The organism is Methylocella sp., assembly GCF_044226135.1.
GTDB lineage: Bacteria > Pseudomonadota > Alphaproteobacteria > Rhizobiales > Beijerinckiaceae > Methylocapsa.
On sequence record NZ_JBGAHM010000007.1, the window covers coordinates 66,934 to 84,966 of the forward strand.

16 protein-coding genes and 2 pseudogenes are annotated in these 18,033 nt (G+C 72.7%); 12 read left to right on the forward strand and 6 right to left on the reverse strand.

The genetic code is table 11. The annotated features are described in order from the left end of the window. The first annotated feature begins 14 nt into the window (after nt 1–14). Entirely contained in the window at nt 15–836 is an 822-nt protein-coding gene (locus ACILRB_RS05360; protein ID WP_395665270.1) for a ParA family protein, read from the forward strand. 58 nt (nt 837–894) lie between these two features. After that, nucleotides 895–1,770 carry a ParB/RepB/Spo0J family partition protein gene (locus ACILRB_RS05365; RefSeq protein WP_395665271.1) on the forward strand — a complete coding sequence of 292 codons (876 nt, stop codon included), beginning with the start codon at nt 895–897 and terminating at the stop codon, nt 1,768–1,770. Nucleotides 1,771–1,788: 18 nt separating this feature from the next. Here ACILRB_RS05365 and ACILRB_RS05370 read toward each other — a convergent pair whose 3' ends face one another. Together ACILRB_RS05370 and ACILRB_RS05375 are read right to left on the reverse strand one after the other, a co-directional pair. Then, complete coding sequence (locus ACILRB_RS05370; protein WP_395665272.1) at nt 1,789–2,520, reverse strand: response regulator; 732 nt, start codon at nt 2,518–2,520, stop codon at nt 1,789–1,791. Next, the gene (locus ACILRB_RS05375) at nt 2,513–3,079 is read right to left on the reverse strand and encodes a MarR family winged helix-turn-helix transcriptional regulator (RefSeq protein ID WP_395665273.1); all 567 of its coding nucleotides are present in this window, start codon (nt 3,077–3,079) and stop codon (nt 2,513–2,515) included. Before ACILRB_RS05375 ends, ACILRB_RS05370 begins: the two co-directional genes overlap by 8 nt. A gap of 240 nt (nt 3,080–3,319) precedes the next feature. Between ACILRB_RS05375 and ACILRB_RS05380 the strand changes: the two genes are divergently transcribed. The 5 genes and pseudogenes from ACILRB_RS05380 to ACILRB_RS05400 all read left to right on the forward strand — a co-directional run. Then, nucleotides 3,320–4,207 carry a branched-chain amino acid aminotransferase gene (locus ACILRB_RS05380; protein WP_395665274.1) on the forward strand — a complete coding sequence of 296 codons (888 nt, stop codon included), beginning with the start codon at nt 3,320–3,322 and terminating at the stop codon, nt 4,205–4,207. A 206-nt stretch (nt 4,208–4,413) separates the two neighbouring features. Then, nucleotides 4,414–5,541, forward strand: coding sequence for an FUSC family protein (locus ACILRB_RS05385; protein ID WP_395665275.1), 1,128 nt, complete (start codon nt 4,414–4,416; stop codon nt 5,539–5,541). Between the two features lie 95 nt (nt 5,542–5,636). After that, complete coding sequence (locus ACILRB_RS05390; protein ID WP_395665276.1) at nt 5,637–6,632, forward strand: AAA family ATPase; 996 nt, start codon at nt 5,637–5,639, stop codon at nt 6,630–6,632. Nucleotides 6,633–6,756: 124 nt separating this feature from the next. Beyond that, entirely contained in the window at nt 6,757–7,680 is a 924-nt protein-coding gene (locus tag ACILRB_RS05395) for a DUF58 domain-containing protein (protein ID WP_395665277.1), read from the forward strand. 251 nt (nt 7,681–7,931) lie between these two features. Further along, nucleotides 7,932–8,342, forward strand: a pseudogene (locus ACILRB_RS05400) (FUSC family protein); the annotation flags it as partial. Nucleotides 8,343–8,352: 10 nt separating this feature from the next. Here ACILRB_RS05400 and ACILRB_RS05405 read toward each other — a convergent pair. Then, nucleotides 8,353–8,661, reverse strand: a complete 309-nt coding sequence (locus ACILRB_RS05405; RefSeq protein ID WP_395665316.1) for a hypothetical protein — start codon at nt 8,659–8,661, stop codon at nt 8,353–8,355. 65 nt (nt 8,662–8,726) lie between these two features. On the opposite strand from ACILRB_RS05405, the gene ACILRB_RS05410 reads away from it, so the two are divergent. The 3 genes and pseudogenes from ACILRB_RS05410 to ACILRB_RS05420 all read left to right on the forward strand — a co-directional run bounded on the left by ACILRB_RS05410 (nt 8,727) and on the right by ACILRB_RS05420 (nt 11,014). Continuing rightward, entirely contained in the window at nt 8,727–9,044 is a 318-nt protein-coding gene (locus tag ACILRB_RS05410) for a hypothetical protein (protein WP_395665317.1), read from the forward strand. 227 nt (nt 9,045–9,271) lie between these two features. Then, nucleotides 9,272–10,189: pseudogene (locus ACILRB_RS05415) on the forward strand (AAA family ATPase). A 297-nt stretch (nt 10,190–10,486) separates the two neighbouring features. After that, nucleotides 10,487–11,014, forward strand: coding sequence for a DUF58 domain-containing protein (locus ACILRB_RS05420; protein WP_395665314.1), 528 nt, complete (start codon nt 10,487–10,489; stop codon nt 11,012–11,014). A 924-nt stretch (nt 11,015–11,938) separates the two neighbouring features. Here ACILRB_RS05420 and ACILRB_RS05425 read toward each other — a convergent pair. Both ACILRB_RS05425 and ACILRB_RS05430 read right to left on the reverse strand, forming a co-directional pair. Then, a complete protein-coding gene (locus tag ACILRB_RS05425; RefSeq protein WP_395665278.1) occupies nt 11,939–12,190 on the reverse strand; it encodes a hypothetical protein in 252 nt (83 codons plus the stop codon). An 854-nt stretch (nt 12,191–13,044) separates the two neighbouring features. Continuing rightward, entirely contained in the window at nt 13,045–13,293 is a 249-nt protein-coding gene (locus tag ACILRB_RS05430) for a hypothetical protein (RefSeq protein ID WP_395665279.1), read from the reverse strand. 885 nt (nt 13,294–14,178) lie between these two features. On the opposite strand from ACILRB_RS05430, the gene ACILRB_RS05435 reads away from it, so the two are divergent. Together ACILRB_RS05435 and ACILRB_RS05440 are read left to right on the forward strand one after the other, a co-directional pair. Beyond that, nucleotides 14,179–14,355 carry a hypothetical protein gene (locus ACILRB_RS05435; protein WP_395665280.1) on the forward strand — a complete coding sequence of 59 codons (177 nt, stop codon included), beginning with the start codon at nt 14,179–14,181 and terminating at the stop codon, nt 14,353–14,355. Then, on the forward strand, nt 14,348–15,601 hold the full coding sequence (locus ACILRB_RS05440) for a hypothetical protein (protein ID WP_395665281.1): 1,254 nt from the start codon (nt 14,348–14,350) through the stop codon (nt 15,599–15,601). The genes ACILRB_RS05435 and ACILRB_RS05440 overlap by 8 nt, the downstream gene beginning before the upstream one ends. Nucleotides 15,602–15,678: 77 nt before the next feature. Here ACILRB_RS05440 and katG read toward each other — a convergent pair whose 3' ends face one another. Then, nucleotides 15,679–17,904, reverse strand: coding sequence for a catalase/peroxidase HPI (gene katG / locus ACILRB_RS05445; protein WP_395665282.1), 2,226 nt, complete (start codon nt 17,902–17,904; stop codon nt 15,679–15,681). Nucleotides 17,905–18,033 lie beyond the last annotated feature (129 nt).

Here is an 18,033-nt window from a genome sequence, read left to right on the forward strand (position 1 = left end):
ACGCGGGAGTTTTCATGGCTCCGCCGCCAGACATGCGGATTCTCGTTCTCGCCAACCAGAAGGGCGGCGTCGGCAAGACCACGACCGCGATCAATCTCGGCACCGCGCTCGCCGCTATCGGCGAACGGGTGCTGCTCGTCGATCTCGACCCGCAGGGCAACGCCTCGACCGGGCTCGGCGTCGACCGGCGCAACAGGGCCGCCTCGACCTATGACGTGATGATGGGCGAGGAGGGCTTTAAGGACGTGCTGCTGCCGAGCGGCGTGCCGGGCCTCGCCATCGCACCCTCGACGCTCGACCTGCTGGGCGTCGAGCTCGAAATCGCCACGCAAAAGGATCGCGCCGTCCGCCTCAAGAACGCCTTCGCCAATTTTCATGCGCAGCAGCAGAAGCTTGAGCCCGGCGAGCGATTCACCTATGCGCTGATCGACTGCCCGCCCTCGCTCAATCTCCTGACCATGAACGCCATGACCGCCGCCGACAGCGTGCTGGTGCCGCTGCAATGCGAGTTCTTCGCGCTCGAGGGCCTGTCGCAGCTGCTCGCCACGGTCGATCAGGTGCGCGCCACGCTCAACCCGCGGCTGACCATTCACGGCATCGTGTTAACCATGTTTGACTCGCGCAACAGCCTCGCGTCGCAGGTGGTCGCCGACGTGCGCGGCTTTTTGGGCGAAAAGGTCTATGAAACGGTGATCCCGCGCAATATCCGCATCACCGAGGCGCCGTCGCATGGCAAGCCGGTGCTGCTCTATGATCTCAAATGCGCCGGCAGCCAGGCCTATCTGAAGCTCGCCTCCGAGGTCATCCGGCGCGAGCGGCTGTATCGGGCGGCGTAATCTTTCATTTACCTTAACGCCTGCGCGCGGCGCGGGCGTGGAGCAGGCGATGTCGAAAATGGCGAGACCAGACGACGGCCGGCCGCGCCTCGGACGCGGCCTCGCAGCGCTGATCGGCGAGGGCGAGGACGCCGCCCAGCCACGCGCGCGCGGCGCGAAAAAGGCGCCGATCGAGTTTCTGCGGCCCAATCCGCGCAATCCACGCAAGAATTTCGACGACGCCGAACTTGACGACCTCGCCGCCTCGATCCGCGAAAAGGGCGTCATCCAGCCGATCCTCGTGCGCGCGCTCGAAGGCGTCGTCGACGCCTATGAGATCATCGCCGGCGAGCGCCGCTGGCGCGCGGCGCAGCGCGCCGAACTGCATGAGGTGCCCATTCTCGCCGTCGAGGCGACGGAGTCCGAGGCGCTCGAACTCGCCATCATCGAGAATGTGCAGCGCGCCGATCTCAACGCGCTCGAGGAGGCGGCGGGCTATGAGCGGCTTGGCGTGGAATTTTCCTATTCACAGGCCGATCTTGCAAAAATCATCGGCAAGAGCCGCAGCCATGTCGCCAATACGCTGCGGCTGCTCAAGCTGCCGGAGTCGGTGCGCGCGCTGATCGCCGAGGGCGCCCTGACGGCCGGCCACGCCCGCGCCCTGATCGGCCGCGACGACGCCGAGCGGCTCGCCCAGCGCATCGTCGCGGAAGGGCTGTCCGTGCGTGACGTCGAGCGCATCGTCCAGGCGCAGTCGGGCGAGGAGGCGCCAGCCAAAGCCGCCGGGAAGCGCGACAAGGACGCCGACACGCGCGCGCTCGAATCCTCGCTGTCGACCAATCTCGGCCTCAAGGTGACGATCGCGGGCAAGGGCGAGCGCGGCGAATTGCGCATCTCCTACCAGAGCCTCGACCAGCTCGACGCGCTCTGCCGCCGCCTCGGCCCGCCGCTGTAGCGACCGCCGCGGCGAGGCTCAGCGGTCGATCAGCAGGCGGTAGCCTGCGCCGCGCGCGGTCTGGAGATGCAGCGGATTGGCCGGGTCGCGCTCGATCTTGCGCCGCAGGCGGTTGACCTGCACGTCGACGGTGCGCTCGTTGCCGGCCGCGCCCGAGCCCGCGAGCGCCTCGCGCGGCACCGTCTCGCCGGCGTGCTCGGCGAGCAGGCGCAGCATCTCGCGTTCGCGGTCGGTCAGGCGCACCACCTCGTCGCGCTGGCGCAGTTCGCCGCGGTCGAGGTCGAAGCAGAAATCGGAAAAGCGCACCTGCGTCACCGGGCCCGGCGCGGCCTTGGGCTGAGCGCGGCGCAGGATCGAGGCGACGCGCAGGGCGAGCTCGCGCGGCTCATAGGGCTTGCCGAGATAGTCGTCGACGCCGAGCTCAAAGCCGCGCACCCTGTCCTCGGCGTCGGTCTTGGCGGTCAGCATCAGGATCGGCACGAGGCCGAGATCGCCGGTCTCGGCGCGCAGCCGCGCGGCGAAGTCGAAGCCGTTCTCGCCAGGCATCATCACGTCGAGCACGATCAGGTCGAACGCGAGGCTTTTCAGGCAGGCGGCCGCCTCCGCCGCCGAGCCCGCCGTCGTGACGCGATAGCCCTGGTCGGTCAGGTAGCGCGACAGCAGGGCGCGCAGGCGCCGGTCGTCGTCGACGACGAGGAGATGGGCGGCGTCGTCGGCCGGGGGCGGGCGTCGGGCGGGCTCGTCAGGCATGGCTGGCCTTTCTGTCGCGTCGCGGCGCGGGCGGCGCAGGCGTTCGCGCCGCGCGCGGGTCGACGGGAGCGGCGTCGATCATGGCGAGAAGGAAGTCGCGGGCGCGCGGGCGCGCGTCCTTGGGCAGGGCGGCGAAGACGCGCTGGAAGCGGCGCGACTGGCGTTGCGCCGCCTCAAGCGCCAGCGCCCGTCCGCGCGCCGTGGCGTAGAGGCGCCTGCGGCGGCGGTCCTGCTCGCCAGGCTCGGCGGCGACATAGCCCTGATCGAGCAGGTCCTTCAGCACGCGGTTGAGGCTTTGCTTGGTGATTTTCAGGATGTCGAGAAGCTCGGCGATCGAGAGCCCCGGGTTGCGGCTCACGAAATGCAGGACGCGGTGGTGCGCCCGGCCGAAGCCGAACGCCTCGAGCAGGCGGTCGGCGTCGGCCACGAAATCGCGATAGGCGAAGAACAAAAGCTCGATGAGTTCGAAATCGGCGTCCTCCTCGCCAAGCCGCCGGCCGTCGCCGTCTCCGGCCGTTCCGCGCGCTCCTGGTCGAAGGTCCCGCGCCGCGTGATTCATGCCGCGCCCTCCGGGCCATACTGTCCCGCAGGCCGCGCGCGCGGTCAATATCGCCCTTTGGGCGCCGGCGCGGCGCGCGCAAGCCCGGCGCAAGCGCCGCAATGGTAAAACTTTTCCAAAGGAGGGTTTTTGTCTAAACTGGCGTCGCAGCTTCAAGGACGGCGTGCGCGGCGGGGCGGTCCGCCCGCAGGATTTTGCGGCGGGGCGTCGCGCCCGCGAGATTTTAAGGAACAAAGGTCAATGTCGGTTCTGCCCTTCGATCAGCGCGACGGCTTCATCTGGCTCGACGGCGATTTCACGCCATGGGCGGACGCGCGCCTGCATGTGCTGTCGCACGGGCTGCACTACGCCTCCTGCGTGTTCGAGGGCGAGCGCGCCTATGGCGGGCGCATCTTCAAGTCGACCGAGCATTCGGAGCGCTTCCGCGCCTCGGCCGAACTGCTCGACTTCTCGATTCCCTATTCGGCGGCCGAGCTCGACGCGATCAAGGCCGAGGTCGTTTCGCGCAACAATTTCTCGAACTGCTACGTCCGTCCCGTCGCCTGGCGCGGCAGCGAGATGATGGCGGTCGCGGCCCAGCACGCGAAGATCCATGTCGCCGTCGCCGCCTGGGACTGGCCGAGCATGTTCGACGTCGCCGCCAAGATGAAGGGCGTCAGGCTCGACGTCGCGGAATACCGCCGCCCCGATCCGATGACCGCGCCCTGCCGCTCCAAGGCCGCCGGGCTGTACATGATCTGCACCATCTCGAAGCATCGCGCCGAGCGGCGCGGCTACGCCGACGCGATGATGCTCGACTGGCAGGGCCGCGTCGCCGAATGCACCGGGGCCAACATCTTCTTCGTCTCGAAGGGGGCGCTGCACACGCCGATCGCCGACTGCTTCCTTGACGGCATCACGCGGCGCACGGTGATCGAGCTCGCGCGCCGGCGCGGGATCGAGGTCGTCGAGCGCCGCATCATGCCCGACGAGCTCGAAGGCTTCGAGGAATGCTTCATCTGCGGCACCGGCGCCGAGGTCACGCCGGTCGCCGAGATCGGCCCTTACCGTTTCTCGCCCGGCGCGCTGTCGCGCGCCATGATCGACGATTATTCGGCCGAAGTGCAGCCCAAGCAGAAGGCGGCCTGAGCCGCCGTCTTTTTGGCGCGGCCGCGGTGCGCCCGGACTGCGCGGGCGGGGGGCGCGCGCCGTGGCGTCCTGACCGTCGCGGCTAAACCCTCCGCGGCTTGACCCTTCGCAGCCTGGCCTTCGCGCCAAAACCGCAGCGTCCGCGCTCGCCTGCGCTCCCGTCCTCGTCTAAAGGCTCTGTGATCGGGAGAGCGGAGCGCGAAGCCATGGACGAGGCCCGCATGAACAAGCCGGCGCGCGCCTTTGGCGCGGCGCGCCAGTGGACGCGGGGGCATCGCGCCGAATTGCGTCTCGCCGTGCGCGTCACGGTCTCCGCCTTGCTCGCCTATGCGCTGTCCCTGCTGCTGCATGTGCCGCAGGTGCTGTGGACGGTGCTCACCGCCACCATCATGTCGCAGCTGAGCCTCGGCCGCTCGGTCAAGGCGACGCTCGACTATTTCGCCGGCACGCTCGGCGGCGCCCTGTTCAGCGGGTTCGTCGCCGCGACCGTCCCGCATGGCGGGCAGGCCGGCTATCTGGTCATCCTCGCCGTCGGCGTTCCGCCGGTGGCGCTGCTGGCGGCGCTGTGGCCGCGCTTCGCTTCGGCGCCCTTCACCGCCGTCATGGTCCTGCTCGCGCCGACCATCATTCACGCCACGCCGCTCGAATCCGCCGTGTTCCGCGTCATCGAAGTGCTGCTCGGCGGGCTTGTCGCGCTGTTCGTGTCCTTCTTCGTGCTGCCCTCGCGGGCCCAGGCGCTGAGCGTCGAGCACGCCGCCGCCATGCTGCGGCGCATGGCGGGCGTTTTGCGGCAGCTGCTCGCGGGCTGCGCCGGGCCGCTCGACCTTGCGCGCGTCTCGGACATCCAGAAGGGGCTCGGCCCAGCGCTGGCGCGGCTCGAAATCTTCATCGACGAGGCGCGGCGCGAACGGCTCGCGCGCGGAGAAGGCCATGCGCTGGCGCCTCTGCTGCCGGTGCTCCTGCGGCTGCGTCACGATCTTGTCATCATCGGGCGCGCCGTGCTCGAACCGCTGCCCGGCGGGCTGCGCGAGACGCTGAGCGGCCGGATCGACCGCGTCTCGGCCGAGGGGGGCGGCTTTCTTGAAGCGTCGGCCGGCGCGCTCGCCGGCGGCCCGGCGGCCTCGCTCGACGCGTTCGAGGCGGCGCTCGCCGCCTATGACGAAGACATCGCGGCCTATCGCGCCGAAGGCCATATGCGCGCGCTCGGCGTCGATGATCTCGAACGCCTGTTCGCGCTCGGCTTCGCGCTGGAGCAGCTGCATCAGGACTTCAAGGCGCTGCGCGGCTGGATCGAGGCGTTCGGCGCGGTCGGCTGGCGCCGAGGCTCAGGTTGACCGCGACGCGATCCGCCGCAATCATGGGCCAGACGACCGGCCGGCGACCGCGGCGGGCCGCGCGCCGCGCGCAAAATCCGGCGGGAGGAAACCTATTGTCCACAGCTTCGGCGCCGGCGCCGCGCGGCTTCGCGCAGGAGTCCCTTTCGTCGGCGGACCAGGCCGCGGCGGAACGCCTCGCCGCCCGGCTCGGCGAGCTCAGGGGCTTTCTCGAAACCCATCTCATCGGCGCCTCCGACCTCGTGGAGCGGCTGCTCGTGGCGCTGCTCGCCGACGGCCATGTCCTGATCGAAGGCGCCCCCGGCCTCGCCAAGACCCGGGCGGCGAAGCTGCTCGCCGACGGGCTCGACGCGCCGCTCGCGCGCGTCCAGTGCACGCCCGACCTGATGCCCGCCGACATCACGGGCGCCTCGGTCTGGCGGCCGGACCGCGGCGTGTTCGAGTTCATCCCCGGGCCGGTCTTTCATTCGCTGGTGCTCGTCGACGAGATCAACCGCGCCCCGCCGAAGGTGCAGTCGGCGCTGCTCGAAGCCATGGCCGAGCGCCAGACCACCGCCGCCGGCGTCACGCGCCGCCTGCCCGACCCGTTCATGGTGGTGGCGACGCAGAACCCGATCGAGCATGAAGGCACCTTCCCGCTGCCCGAGGCGCAGCTCGACCGCTTCATGCTGCATGCCGAGGTCAAGGCGCCCGACGCCGCCGCCGAGCGGCGCATTCTCGACCTCGTCGAGGATGAAGACGCCTGCGGGCCGCCGGCGCCGCCGCGCGTGCTGACCGCCGAAGAGATCGTGGCCGCGCGCCGCGCGGCGGGCGGCGTCTATCTCGCGCCCGCGGTGAAGGACTATATCGTGCGCCTCGCCTCGGCGCTGCGCGGCGCGGGCGGGTTCAGCGGCGCGGGCAAGGTCGAGCATCCGCCCTCGCCGCGCGGCGCCTTCCTGCTCGGCCGCGACCACGCCGGCCCGCAGGACGTGGCGGCGCTCGCCGTCGACACGCTGTCGCACCGCCTGATCCTGACCTGGCGCGCGCTGGCCGAGGGCGCGACGCCGCGCGGCGTGGTGCTCGCCCTGCTCGACGAGATCGACCCCGTGTGAGGCGAGGAAACCCCTGATGCGCCTCATCGAACGTCTTCGCGCTGGCTTTCGCCTCGCCTCGCCGTTTCGCGGGCGGGCCGGGGCCGGCGCCGTTTTGGCCCGCGAGGACGTCCCCGGAGAGGGCGTGGCGAAGGGCGTCGCGCTTGACGTCGACCACCTTTTGAGCCTGCGCCATCTCGCGCTGCGCCTCGACGCGCCGGCGGGCCCGCCGCGCTCGGCCCTGCCGGGCGAAACGCCGCATCGCCGGCGCGGCCGCGGCGTCGAGATCCATGACGTGCGCCCCTGGGTCGACGGCGACGACCTGCGCCATCTCGACCGCAACGTCACGGCGCGGACCGGCGCGCCGCATGTGCGCGCCTTCCGCGAGGAGCGCGAGCGCGCGACGCTGCTCGTCGCCGACCTGCGCCCCTCCATGCTGTTTGGCACGCGGCGCGCGCTGCGCTCCCATGCGGGCGCCGAGGCGCTGGCGCTGATCGGCTGGCGCGCCGCGCGCGAGGGGCGGGTCGGGCTCGTCGCGCTGACCCATGAGGGCGCGCAGCTGCTGCGCTACGGACGCGGCGCGCGGGCCATGATCGCCGTCTGCGGCGCGCTCGCCGCCGCCCACCGCGAGGCGCTCAACGCCGGCGCGCGCGCCGATCCGCCGCTCGACGCGGCGCTCGACGAGGCCGACGGCCTCGCCGGGCGCGGCGCCGATTTCGTGCTCGCCACCGGGCTCGACGAGGAAGGCGCGCGCTTTGCCGCCGTCGCCGAGAAGATCGCCGCGAAGCGCGACTTCGCCGCGCTTCTCATGACCGACCGTTTCGAGACCGCGCCGCCGCCCGGCGCCTATCCTTTCGCGACGCTCGCCGGCGCGGCCGGATGGCTCGACGTGGGAGAGGCCGGCGTCGCCCTCCCGGACGCGCGCGAGGCCCGGCTGCGCCGGCTCGGCGTCGAGGCCATGACGCTCGACTGCGGCCTTGCGCCCGACGCCATGGCCGCGCGCCTCCGCTTTTTCTCCTCAGGACGCAGGCGTCGCAGGCGCAGCCGCGTCTGCGCTCGCGCGGCGTGATTTTTCGCGCGCAGGTTTGGAGAAAACCGCAGCTTCGCGGCGCGGCCATGCGGTCGGGCCAAGCGTTTGAACGGACCGGCGTCGCGCCTTTCGCGAAGGGAGCCGCCGAACGCGTCTGGAGCATTTTCAGCGAAAGGCGCAGACTTTCGCGTCAGGAAAATGCCGCTTAACAAACAGTTATCGCGCATTCAGCGAATTGGTTTTCGCCGAACGCGTCTCAGGATGACGGCGGGGGAGCGGAACGCACGAGCATGGACGGGGCGTCGTGGACGGCCGGGCCCGCGCGTCTTTACGGCGCGGCGCGCCAATGGACGAGGGCCCACCGGGCGGAGCTGCGCCTCGCCGTGCGCGTCACGGTTTCCGCGCTGCTCGCCTATGTCCTGTCGCTGCTGCTCCATGTGCCGCAGGTGCTGTGGACGGTGCTGACCTCCGTCATCATGTCGCAGCTGAGCCTTGGCCGTTCGGTCAAGGCGACGCTCGACTATTTTTCGGGGACGCTCGGCGGAGCGCTGTTCAGCGGGTTCGTCGCCGCGACCGTGCCGCATGGCGGCGAGGCCGGATATCTCCTGATCCTCGCCATCGGCGTTCCGCCTGTCGCGCTGCTCGCGGCGCTGCGGCCGCGCTTCGCCTCGGCGCCGTTCACGGCCGTCATGGTGCTGCTCGCGCCGACCATCATCCACGCGACGCCGATCGAATCCGCCGTAGTTCCGCATGCTCGAGGTTCTGCTCGGCGGCCTCGTCGCGCTGTTCGTCTCCTTCTTCGTGCTGCCGTCGCGCGCCCATACGCTGAGCCTCGAGAACGCCGCCGCCATGTTGCGGCGCATGGAACGTGTTGCGCCAGCTGCGTCGCGGGGCTGCGCCGGCCCGCTCGACCTCGCCCGCGTCTCCGAGATCCAGAAAGGGCTCGGCCTGGCGCTGGCGCGGCTCGAAATCTTCGTCGACGAGGCGCGGCGCGAGCGCGTCCAGCGCGGCGAGGGCCATGTGCTGGCCGCTCGTGCCCATTCTGCTGCGGCTGCGTCACGATCTCGTCATCATCGGCGCGCGCCGTGCTCGAGCCGCTGCCGGACGGGCTGCGCAAGACGCTCGGCCCCCGGATCGACCGCGTGGCCGGGGAAGGCGGGGGCTTTCTTGAGGCGTCGGCCGGCGCGCTCGCCGGGGGCTGGGCGGCTTCGCTCGACGCGTTCGAGGCGGCGCTCGCCGCCTATGACGCGGATATCGCGGCCTGGCGCGGCGAAGGCCATACGCGCGCGCTCGACGTCGATGCGCTGGAACGGCTGTTCGCGCTCGGCTTCGCGCTGGAGCAGCTGCATCAGGATTTCGCGGCGCTGCGCGGCTGGATCGCGACCTTCGAGGCGGCCGGCTAGCGTCTCCTCGCTCGGCTCGCGCGGGTAAATCCGTCCCGCTTCAGGTTGACCCGGGCCCGTTCCGGCTAGATCATGGAGGCCCGCGCGCCGCGGCGGCGAAAAGGCGGCGGGAGGAAACAGCATTGTCCATCGCGTCGGCGCAGGCTTCGCGCGGCTGCGCGCGCCAGTCCTTTTCGTCGGCGGAGCCCGCCGCGGACGGGAAACGCCTCGCGCGCCGGCTCCGCGCGTTGCGCGCCTTCCTCGAACCCCATCTCATCGGCGCGGCCGAGCTCGTGGAGCGGCTTCTCGTCGCGCTGCTCGCCGACGGCCATGCGCTGATCGAAGGCGCGCCCGGCCTCGCCAAGACGCGGGCGGCGAAGCTGCTCGCCGAAGGCCTCGACGCGCTGCTCGCGCGCATCCAGTGCACCCTGACCTGATGCCCGCGGACCTCACCGGCGCCACGGTCTGGCGGGCTGACCGCGGCGTGTTCGAATTCATTCCCGGGCCGATCTTCTTTCATTCGCTGGTGCTCGTCGACGAGATCAACCGCGCCCCGCCGAAGGTGCAGTCGGCCCTGCTCGAAGCCATGGCCGAACGCCAGACCACCGCCGCCGGCGTCACCCATGTCCTGCCCGACCCCTTCATGGTCGTGGCGACGCAGAACCCGATCGAGCACGAGGGCACCTTTCCGCTGCCCGAAGCGCAGCTCGACCGCTTCATGCTGCACGCCGAGGTCAAGGCTTCGACGCCGAAGCTGAACGGCGCATCCTCGATCTCGTCGAGGATGAGGACGCGAGCGGGGCCGCCGCAGCCGCCGGGCTGCTGAGCGCGCAGGACGTCCTCGCGGCACGGCGCGCGGCCGCGGGCGTCTATCTCGCGCCGGCCGTGAAGGATTATATCGTGCGCCTCACCTCCAGCGCGGCGCGTCGCCGGGCCTCTTGCGCAAGGTCGAGCACCCGCCGTCGCCGCGCGGGGCGATCGCGCTCGCAAGAGCCGCCAGGGCCCGCGCCTTTCTCGCGGGCCGGGACCATGCGGGCCCGCAGGACGTCGCGGCGCTCGCCGTCGACACGCTCTCGCACCGGCTGATCCTGACCTGGCGCGCGCTGGCCGAGGGGGCGCCGCGCGGCGTGGTGCTCGCCCTTCTCGACGAGATCGAACCCGTGTGAGGCGATGGGGTCCGTCATGTTCTCTTCGAACGCGTCTGCGCGCTGGCTGGCGCCTCGCCTCGCGCCTCCGCCGGCGGGCCGGGGCCGGCGCCCGGCGGCGCAGGAGGACGTCGGGGCAGGATCTGGGGCGAGGCGTCGTGCTCGACGTCGACCATCTCCTCAGCCTGCGCCATCTCGCGCTGCGCCTCGACGCGCCGGCGGGGCCGCCGCGCTCGCCCCTGCCGGGGAGACGCCGCATCGCCGGCGCGGCCGCGGCGTCGAGATCCATGACGTGCGCCCTGGGTCGACGGCGACGACCTGCGCCATCTCGACCGCAACGTCACCGCGCGCGCCGGCGCGCCGCATGTGCGCGCCTTCCGCGAGGAGCGCGAGCGCGCCGTGTTGCTCGTCGCCGACTTGCGGCCCTCCATGCTGTTTGCACGCGGCGCGCGCTGCGTTCTTGCGGGGGCCGAGGCGCTGGCGCTCGTCGGCTGGCGCGCGGCGCGCGAGGGGCGCGTCGGGCTCGTCGCGCTGACCTTTCAGGGCGCGGAGCTTTTGCGCTACGGGCGCGGCGCGGGCCATGATCGCGGCCTGCGGCGCGCTCGCCGCGGCCCATGCCGAGGCGCTCGCCGCGGGGCGCGCGCTGATCCGCCGCTCGACGCCGCGCTCGAAGAGGCCGACGCCGTCGCCGGGCGCAGCGAGCTTCGTGCTCGCGACCGGCCTCGACGAGGAAGGGCGCGCTTCGCCGCCGTCGCCGAGAAGATCGCGGCCCGGCGCGACCTCGCCGTGCTGCTCATGACCGACCGTTTCGAGACCGCGCGCCGCCCGGCGCCTATCCCTTCGTGACCATCGCCGGCGCCGCCGGATGGCTTGACGTGGGCGAGGCCGGGCCTGGCCCGCGGCCGCGCCTGACGCGCGCGCAGCCCGCCTGCGCCGGCTCGGCGCCGAGGTTTTGGCGCTCGACGGCGCCTCGCGCCGGACGCGATCGCGGCGCGTCTTGCGCGGCTCGAAGCCTGAGCCGGGCGGGCCAGAGGTCGATGACCGAGACCGGACGCTCGCGACGCGCTGCGGCCGATCCGCCCGCCGCCAGACGCCGGCGAGGGGGCGCGCTGCTCGCCCTGGCGCTTCGTCGGCGCGGCGCTCGGCCTCGCGGCGGCGGCCGCGTCGCGCCGCGAACTGGCTGCGCCTGCGCCGGCGCGGGCGCTGCGCCGCCGCCGCGCTGCTCGCCGGCGCGCGCGGGCTTGCGCCGCAGGAGCGTCTCGCGGCGCAGGCGAAGCTCGCCCGCCGCTCTCGCGCGCGCGCAGGGCCAAGCGCCGCCGCTTCGGCGATGCGCTGCGCAAGCTCGACGCGCTGTTCGGCGCTCGTTCTTCGCGCAAGGGCCGGGGCGGGCGCTGGGCGAGGCGCTTTACCGGCCGGAGCCCCAAAAACCCGAAACGCTCGACGCCATCGACCGCGAGCTTTCGCGTCTCGCGCGGCCCCTGCGCGGGCGCGCGGCGATGAGCGGCTTCGACTTCTCCTTCGCGCCCGCGCTTCTGGCGCTGCCGCTGCCGCTGCTCGCGCTGTTGTGGCGGCGGGGGGCGCGGCGGAGCCGGGGGTACTGTCGCGCGCGCTCGCCGCGCGGTTCGGGCCGGGCGCGGCGGCCGCGCCCTTGCGGGCGCAAGGTGCCCGGCGCTGGCGCTGCTCGTGCTGGCTGGGCGGCGCTGGTCTTCGCCCTCGCCGGGCCGCGCGTGGCGGCGGCGGCGCAGCCGTCGCAGGCGTCGGGGCGCGACATCATGCGTTTCCGCGCTCGACCTTTCGGGCAGCATGGCGGCGGAGGATTTCGAGATCGACGGGGCGAAGGCGAGCCGGGTCGACGCCCTGAAGCATGTCGGCGCGAGATGCTGCCGCGCTGGCGACCGCGTCGGCCTCGTCGTGTTCGCCGAAAAGGCCTACGCCGCCGCGCCGCTCAGCTTCGACGTCGACGCCGCCGCTCGCGCGCTGCGCGAGGTTCCGCTCCGGGCTCGTCGGCCATTCGACCGCCATCGGCGATCAGGGGCCTGGCCTCACGCTCAAGCGGCTCGCGGCCTCGGCGCGCCCTCGCGCATCGTGGTGCTTCTGTCGACGGCGCCAATGACGCCGGCACGACCGACCCCGAGGGCGTCGCGCGGCCTACGCGCGCGAGCTTGGCGTGCGCGTCTACACGATCGGCATGGGCGTTCTCGACGAACAGACCTTCAACGGGCTTGGCGACCCGGTCGACTACGCCGCGCTGCAGCGGCTCAGGCGATCGGCGGCGGGCGCGCCTTCCGCGCCCGCTCCACCGCCGAGCTCGACGTGGCCTCGCGCGCCATCGAGGCGCTGGTCGCGGGCGAGGCCGCGGCTTCGCCGCGGCGATCGAGCGGCGCGAGCTCTGGCCATGGCCCGCCGCGGCGTCCTTCCTCGTCTTCGCGGCGCTGGCGCACGCGCGGGGGCGGCCCGATGATCGTCCTCGGCGATTAGTGCGCTGATGCGGCCCTTGGCGGCTCGCCGCGGCCGCGCCTCGGTGCTGGCTTTCGCCGCGCTGCGGGCGCGCCGCGCGGGCGGGGGCCTTGGCGACTGGCCGCGCGCGGCGGACGCTCATCTCCTCGCGGCGATGGCCCGGCGCGGGGCCGCGCGGCGCGGCGCGGCGGCGCTCCTGCTCGCCGCGCTGCTGCTGCTCGCGCTCGGCCTCGCCGGGCCGGCGCAGCGGCGCTCCGACGCGGAGCGCTTCCGCAACCTCGACGCCAATTTCGTCCTCGTCGACGTCTCTGCCGAAGCGGCTTCGCGCGCCGGGCTGCGGCAGGCGCGCGCTAGCGCGCATCAGGCGCTCGAGCCGGCGCGGCGCGTCAGGCGGGGCTCATTCTTTACGCCGGCGACGCTCATCTCGCCGCTCCGCCCACCGACGACGCGGCGGCGCTGGGCTCGTTTTCTCGCCGTCGACGACGAGACCGTGCCGACTTCGGCGCGCGGCCGGACCTCGCGCTCGCGCTGGCGCTCAGGACCGCCCGCGAAATGGGGGTCGTCTCCGGCGACGTCACGCTCGTCTCGTCGGGCGCGGCGTCGGCGAAGAGGCCGTCGCGCAGGCGCGCGCCCTGCGCGCGCAGGGCCTGTCCGTCCATGCGCTCCATGCGCCGCCGCCGGGCCGGACGCCGAGCGAGGCGGCGGCGCGGCGGGCCGCGCTGCTCGCGCTCTCGGCCGCGGGCGGCGGCGTGTTCGCGGAGGCGGCCGCGCCCGCGCCCGTGCTGGCGGCGATCGAGGGACGCGCGCCGCTTCGCCTCGCGAGCGCCCGCGCGGCCTCGCTGTTCTGGCGCGATTTCGGCGGTGTCCTTCTCGCCTCGCCATTCCGGCGCTGCTCGCCTTTCTGCGGGTCGGGCGATGAGGCGGCTCGCGATCCTCGTGCTGGCGCTTGCGCCCGCTCGCCGTCTCTTCGCCCTCGGCGCGGCGCAGGACTCGCCGGCTGCTGTTCGCCGCCGGCTCGCCGGGGCCAGCGGCAGGCGTCCTCGCCGACGCCCGGCTGGAAGGGGACGGCGCTCGCCGCCGCCGGGCGCTGGGACGAGGCGGCGAGCGGCCTTCGGGCCGGGCGAGGCCTATAATCGCGGCGTCGCGCTGACGCGGGCCGGGCGCTACGCCGAGGCGCTCGCGGCCTTCGACGAGGCGCTCGGGCGCGACGCCGAAGACGCCGACGCCGCCGCCAACCGCGAGATCGTGGCGGCTGTTTCGCGGCCGCCGGCGGCGAGGGGCGCAGGCGCGAGGGCGGGGCCGCCGGCGCCGACGCCACGAAGCAGATCCACGGGCCGCGCTCGACGCCGGAGCTGAGCGACGCGAAAAGCACGGGCTCGGGGCTCGTCGGGACCATCCAGTCGAAATCGACCGGCGCGCAGGGGCAGGGGAGCGCGCCGAAATCCGGCCGCTCCGACAAGGGCGCTGACGCCGCGCAAAAGCGCGCGACGGGCTCGGCCGGCAACGCGGGCGGCGCGGGCCAGGCCGGCGGCGAGCTCGCCGACATCACCAAGATGATGGCCGCGCGCGATCTTTCGGCGCGCCGCACGCTCGACCATCACGCCGTGCTGCCGACGCGCGACTGGCTCGACGCCGTGCCCGACGACCCCGGCCAGTGGCTCAAGCTGCATGTGAAGGCCGAGCGGGCGCGGCGCCGGGCCGCCGCGAGCGAGGCCCGCGACGATGACTGATCCGCGCCGCCTCGCAGTCTCCCTGGCGCTCGCTCTGGCGCTCGCGGCGCTGTCGCCGGGCGCCCGCCCGCGCGCCGAGCCCGCGGCGCCGCTGGCGCTGACCGAAGCGGTCGTCGACGGGCCGAAGGAGCCCTATGTCGGCGAGATGCTGATCCTGCGGCTGCGCTCCTTCATCGAGGCTCCCGTGGCCCGCCACGAAATCGAGCAGCCGCAGCTCGTCGATTTCGACTGGCGCCAATATGGGCGCGACGTCGAGGTCGAGACGCAGGTCGCGGGCGTCACGCTGCGCGGCCTCGAACGGGCGATCGCGATCTTTCCGCGCCGGCCCGGCCGCCTGACGATCGACCCCTTCACCCGCAAGGTCGAGCTGATCGGGCCGGACAACACGCGCCGCGACGCGGCCTTCTCCTCGGCCCCCGTGACGGTCGAGGCGCGCGCGCTCGACGGGCTCGTCAAGCCCGGCGACTTTTTTCTGCCGGCGCGCTCCGTGACCCTGACCGACGAATGGGAGCCGCGCCCCGACCGGCTCGGCCTCAACGACGCGGCGCGGCGGACCCTGACGATCATGGCCGAGGGGCTCACCGCCGACCGGCTGCCGCCGCCGCCGCCGATGCGCGCGCCGGGGCTCATCGTCTTCGCCGCGCCGGCCGAGCGCGAAACCATCGCGACGCCGAAGGGCCTGACCGCGAAGGCGGTCTACCGTTACGACGTCAGGCCCGCGTCGAGCGAGCCGGCGAAGACGCCGGCGATCCATGTCGCCTGGTTCGACACGGTCGAGCGCCGCATGCGCGAAGCGTCGCTGCCGCCGCGCGTCGTCGCCTTTGTCGATCCGAACGCGCCGCAGATCGCCGGCGGGGCGAGCGAAGGGGCCTCGTTCGCGCGCCGTCTCGGCGCGGCGGGGCTGGGCTTCGCATGGGCGGCGGCGCTCGGCCTTTTGATCCTGACCTCGCCGGCCCATGTCGGGGCGCTTGGCGGCCGTCTCGCTTTCTGGCGCGCGCCGGGGCGGGCCGAGCTTGCGCGGCTGCGGCGGGCGGGGCGAAGGGGCGACGCCGCCGGCGTCATGGCCGCGACGCTCGCCCTTTCGCGGGCTTTTCCCGAGCGGTTCGCGCGCGCGGCGCGCGGCGCCGGGCCCGAGCTCGCCCGGCTTGAGGCCGGGCTTTACGGCCGCGGCGGGGCCGCGCCCGACGCGCAGGGCCTCGCCGCGCTCTCAAGAAAAATCGCGCGGGGCGGGGCCGCGCGCGATTGAAGAAAAAGGGCAGGGGAGGGGCAGGCCGGCGCGGCCGCGCGCCCGGAAAACGGCGCGGCCGCGGAAGATGACGCGGCTCAGCCGCGCAGGTCGACGCGCAGGTCGAAGCGGTCGAGGTTCATGAGCTTGGTCCAGACCTTGACGAAGGCGTCGACGAAGAACGCGCCGGCGTCGTCCGTGGCGTAGGCTTCAGACAGCGCGCGCAGCTGCGAGTTCGACCCGAAGATCAGGTCGACGCGCGTGCCGGCGAGCTTCTGCTCGCCGGTCGCGCGGTCGCTCGCCACGAACACGCCGTCCTCGGCGTCCGACGCGGTCCACTTCATGTCCGTGCTGGTCTTCAGCAGGTTCACGAAGAAGTCGTTGGTCAGGGTCTCGGGCCGGTCGGTGAACACGCCGTGCTTCGAGCCGCCGTAATTGGCGCCGAGCACGCGCAGGCCGCCGACGAGCGCGGTCATTTCGGGCGCGCTCAGGGTGAGCAGATGGGCGCGGTCGACGAGATGCTCCTCGGCCGACGCATAGAGGTCGCCGCCGATGAAGTTGCGGAAGCCGTCGATCTTCGGCTCGAGCGGCGCGAAGCTGTCGACGTCGGTCTGCTCGGGCGTGGCGTCGGTCCGGCCGGGCGTGAAGGGCGCGGTGACGTCATGGCCGGCCTTCTTCGCGGCCGCCTCGACCGCCGCGCAGCCGCCGAGCACGATGAGGTCGGCGAGCGAGATCCTTTTGCCGCCGGGCGCGGAGGCGTTGAAGTCCTGCCGGACCTTTTCGAGCGCGGCGAGCGCCGCGGCGAGCTCTTGCGGCTCGTTCACGTCCCAGTCCTTCTGCGGCGCGAGGCGGATGCGCGCGCCATTCGCCCCGCCGCGCTTGTCGCTGCCGCGGAAGGTCGAGGCCGAGGCGAAGGCGGTCGTGACGAGGCGCGAGATCGACAGGCCCGAGTCGAGGAGCCTGGCCTTGAGCGCGGCGACGTCGGCGTCGTCGACGAGCGGATGGTCGACCGGCGGGACCGGGTCCTGCCAGACGCGCGGCTGCGCCGGAACTTCGGGGCCGAGCAGGCGGACATGGGGGCCCATGTCGCGATGCGTCAGCTTGTACCAGGCTTCGGCGAAGGTTTGGGCGAGCTCGTCCGGACGCTCGTAGAAGCGGCGCGAGATCTTCTCGTAAGCCGGGTCGAAGCGCAGCGAGAGGTCGGTCGTCAGCATCGCCGGCGCGTGGCGCCTGTGCGGATCATGCGCGTCGGGCACGAGGCCCTGGGCTTCCGGGTTGGTCGGGGTCCACTGATGCGCGCCGGCCGGGCTCCGGGTCAGAACCCAGTCATATTCGAACAGGTTCTTGAAGAAGTTGTTGCTCCATTGCGTCGGCGTCTCGGTCCAGATCACCTCGATGCCGCTCGTGATGGCGTCGCGGCCCGCGCCCGAGCCGAAGCTGTTCGCCCAGCCAAGCCCCTGCATCTCGATCGGGGCGCCCTCGGGCTCGGGGCCGACATACTGGTCGGGCACGGCCGCGCCATGGGTCTTGCCGAAGGTGTGGCCGCCGGCGATGAGGGCGACGGTCTCCTCGTCGTTCATGGCCATGCGGGCGAAGGTCTCGCGGATGTCATGCGCCGCGGCGACCGGGTCCGGCGCGCCGTTCGGGCCTTCGGGGTTCACATAGATGAGGCCCATCTGCACGGCGGCCAGCGGATTGGCGAGGTCGCGCTCGCCGCTGTAGCGCTTGTCGCCGCCGAGCCATTCGCGCTCGGGCCCCCAGTTGACGTCGTTTTGCGGCTCCCACACGTCCTTGCGGCCGCCGCCGAAGCCCGCGGTCCTGAAGCCCATCGATTCGAGCGCGCAATTGCCGGCGTAGACGATGAGGTCGGCCCAGGACAGCTTGCGGCCGTATTTCTGCTTGACCGGCCACAGCAGCATGCGCGCCTTGTCGAGGTTGGCGTTGTCCGGCCAGCTGTTTAACGGCGCGAAGCGCTGCGAGCCGGCCCCCGCGCCGCCGCGCCCGTCGCCGACGCGGTAGGTGCCGGCGCTGTGCCAGGCCATGCGGATGAACAGCGGGCCGTAATGGCCGAAGTCGGCCGGCCACCACGGCTGCGACGTGGTCATCAGCGCGAAAATGTCGGCCTTCACGGCCTTGAGGTCGAGCGTTCTGAATTCGGCCGCATAGTCGAAATCCGCGCGCATCGGGTCGCCTGCGGGCGGATTCTGGTGAAGAACGGAGAGGTCGAGCTGGTTTGGCCACCACAGCCGGTTGGTCATCTCGAACAGCACGGCCTGGCCTTCGACCCTGCCGCCATGCATGGGGCATTTGGCTTCGACGTTCATGTCGCCTCCCTTCGCGGTTGTGATCTCCGCGCCTGATCGGGCCGAGTCTTTCACCACCGGCGAAGGGCTGTCCAATCGTTAAATTCTCTCATGACGATTGAGCGCGACGGCGATTGCGCGCAATTTCGC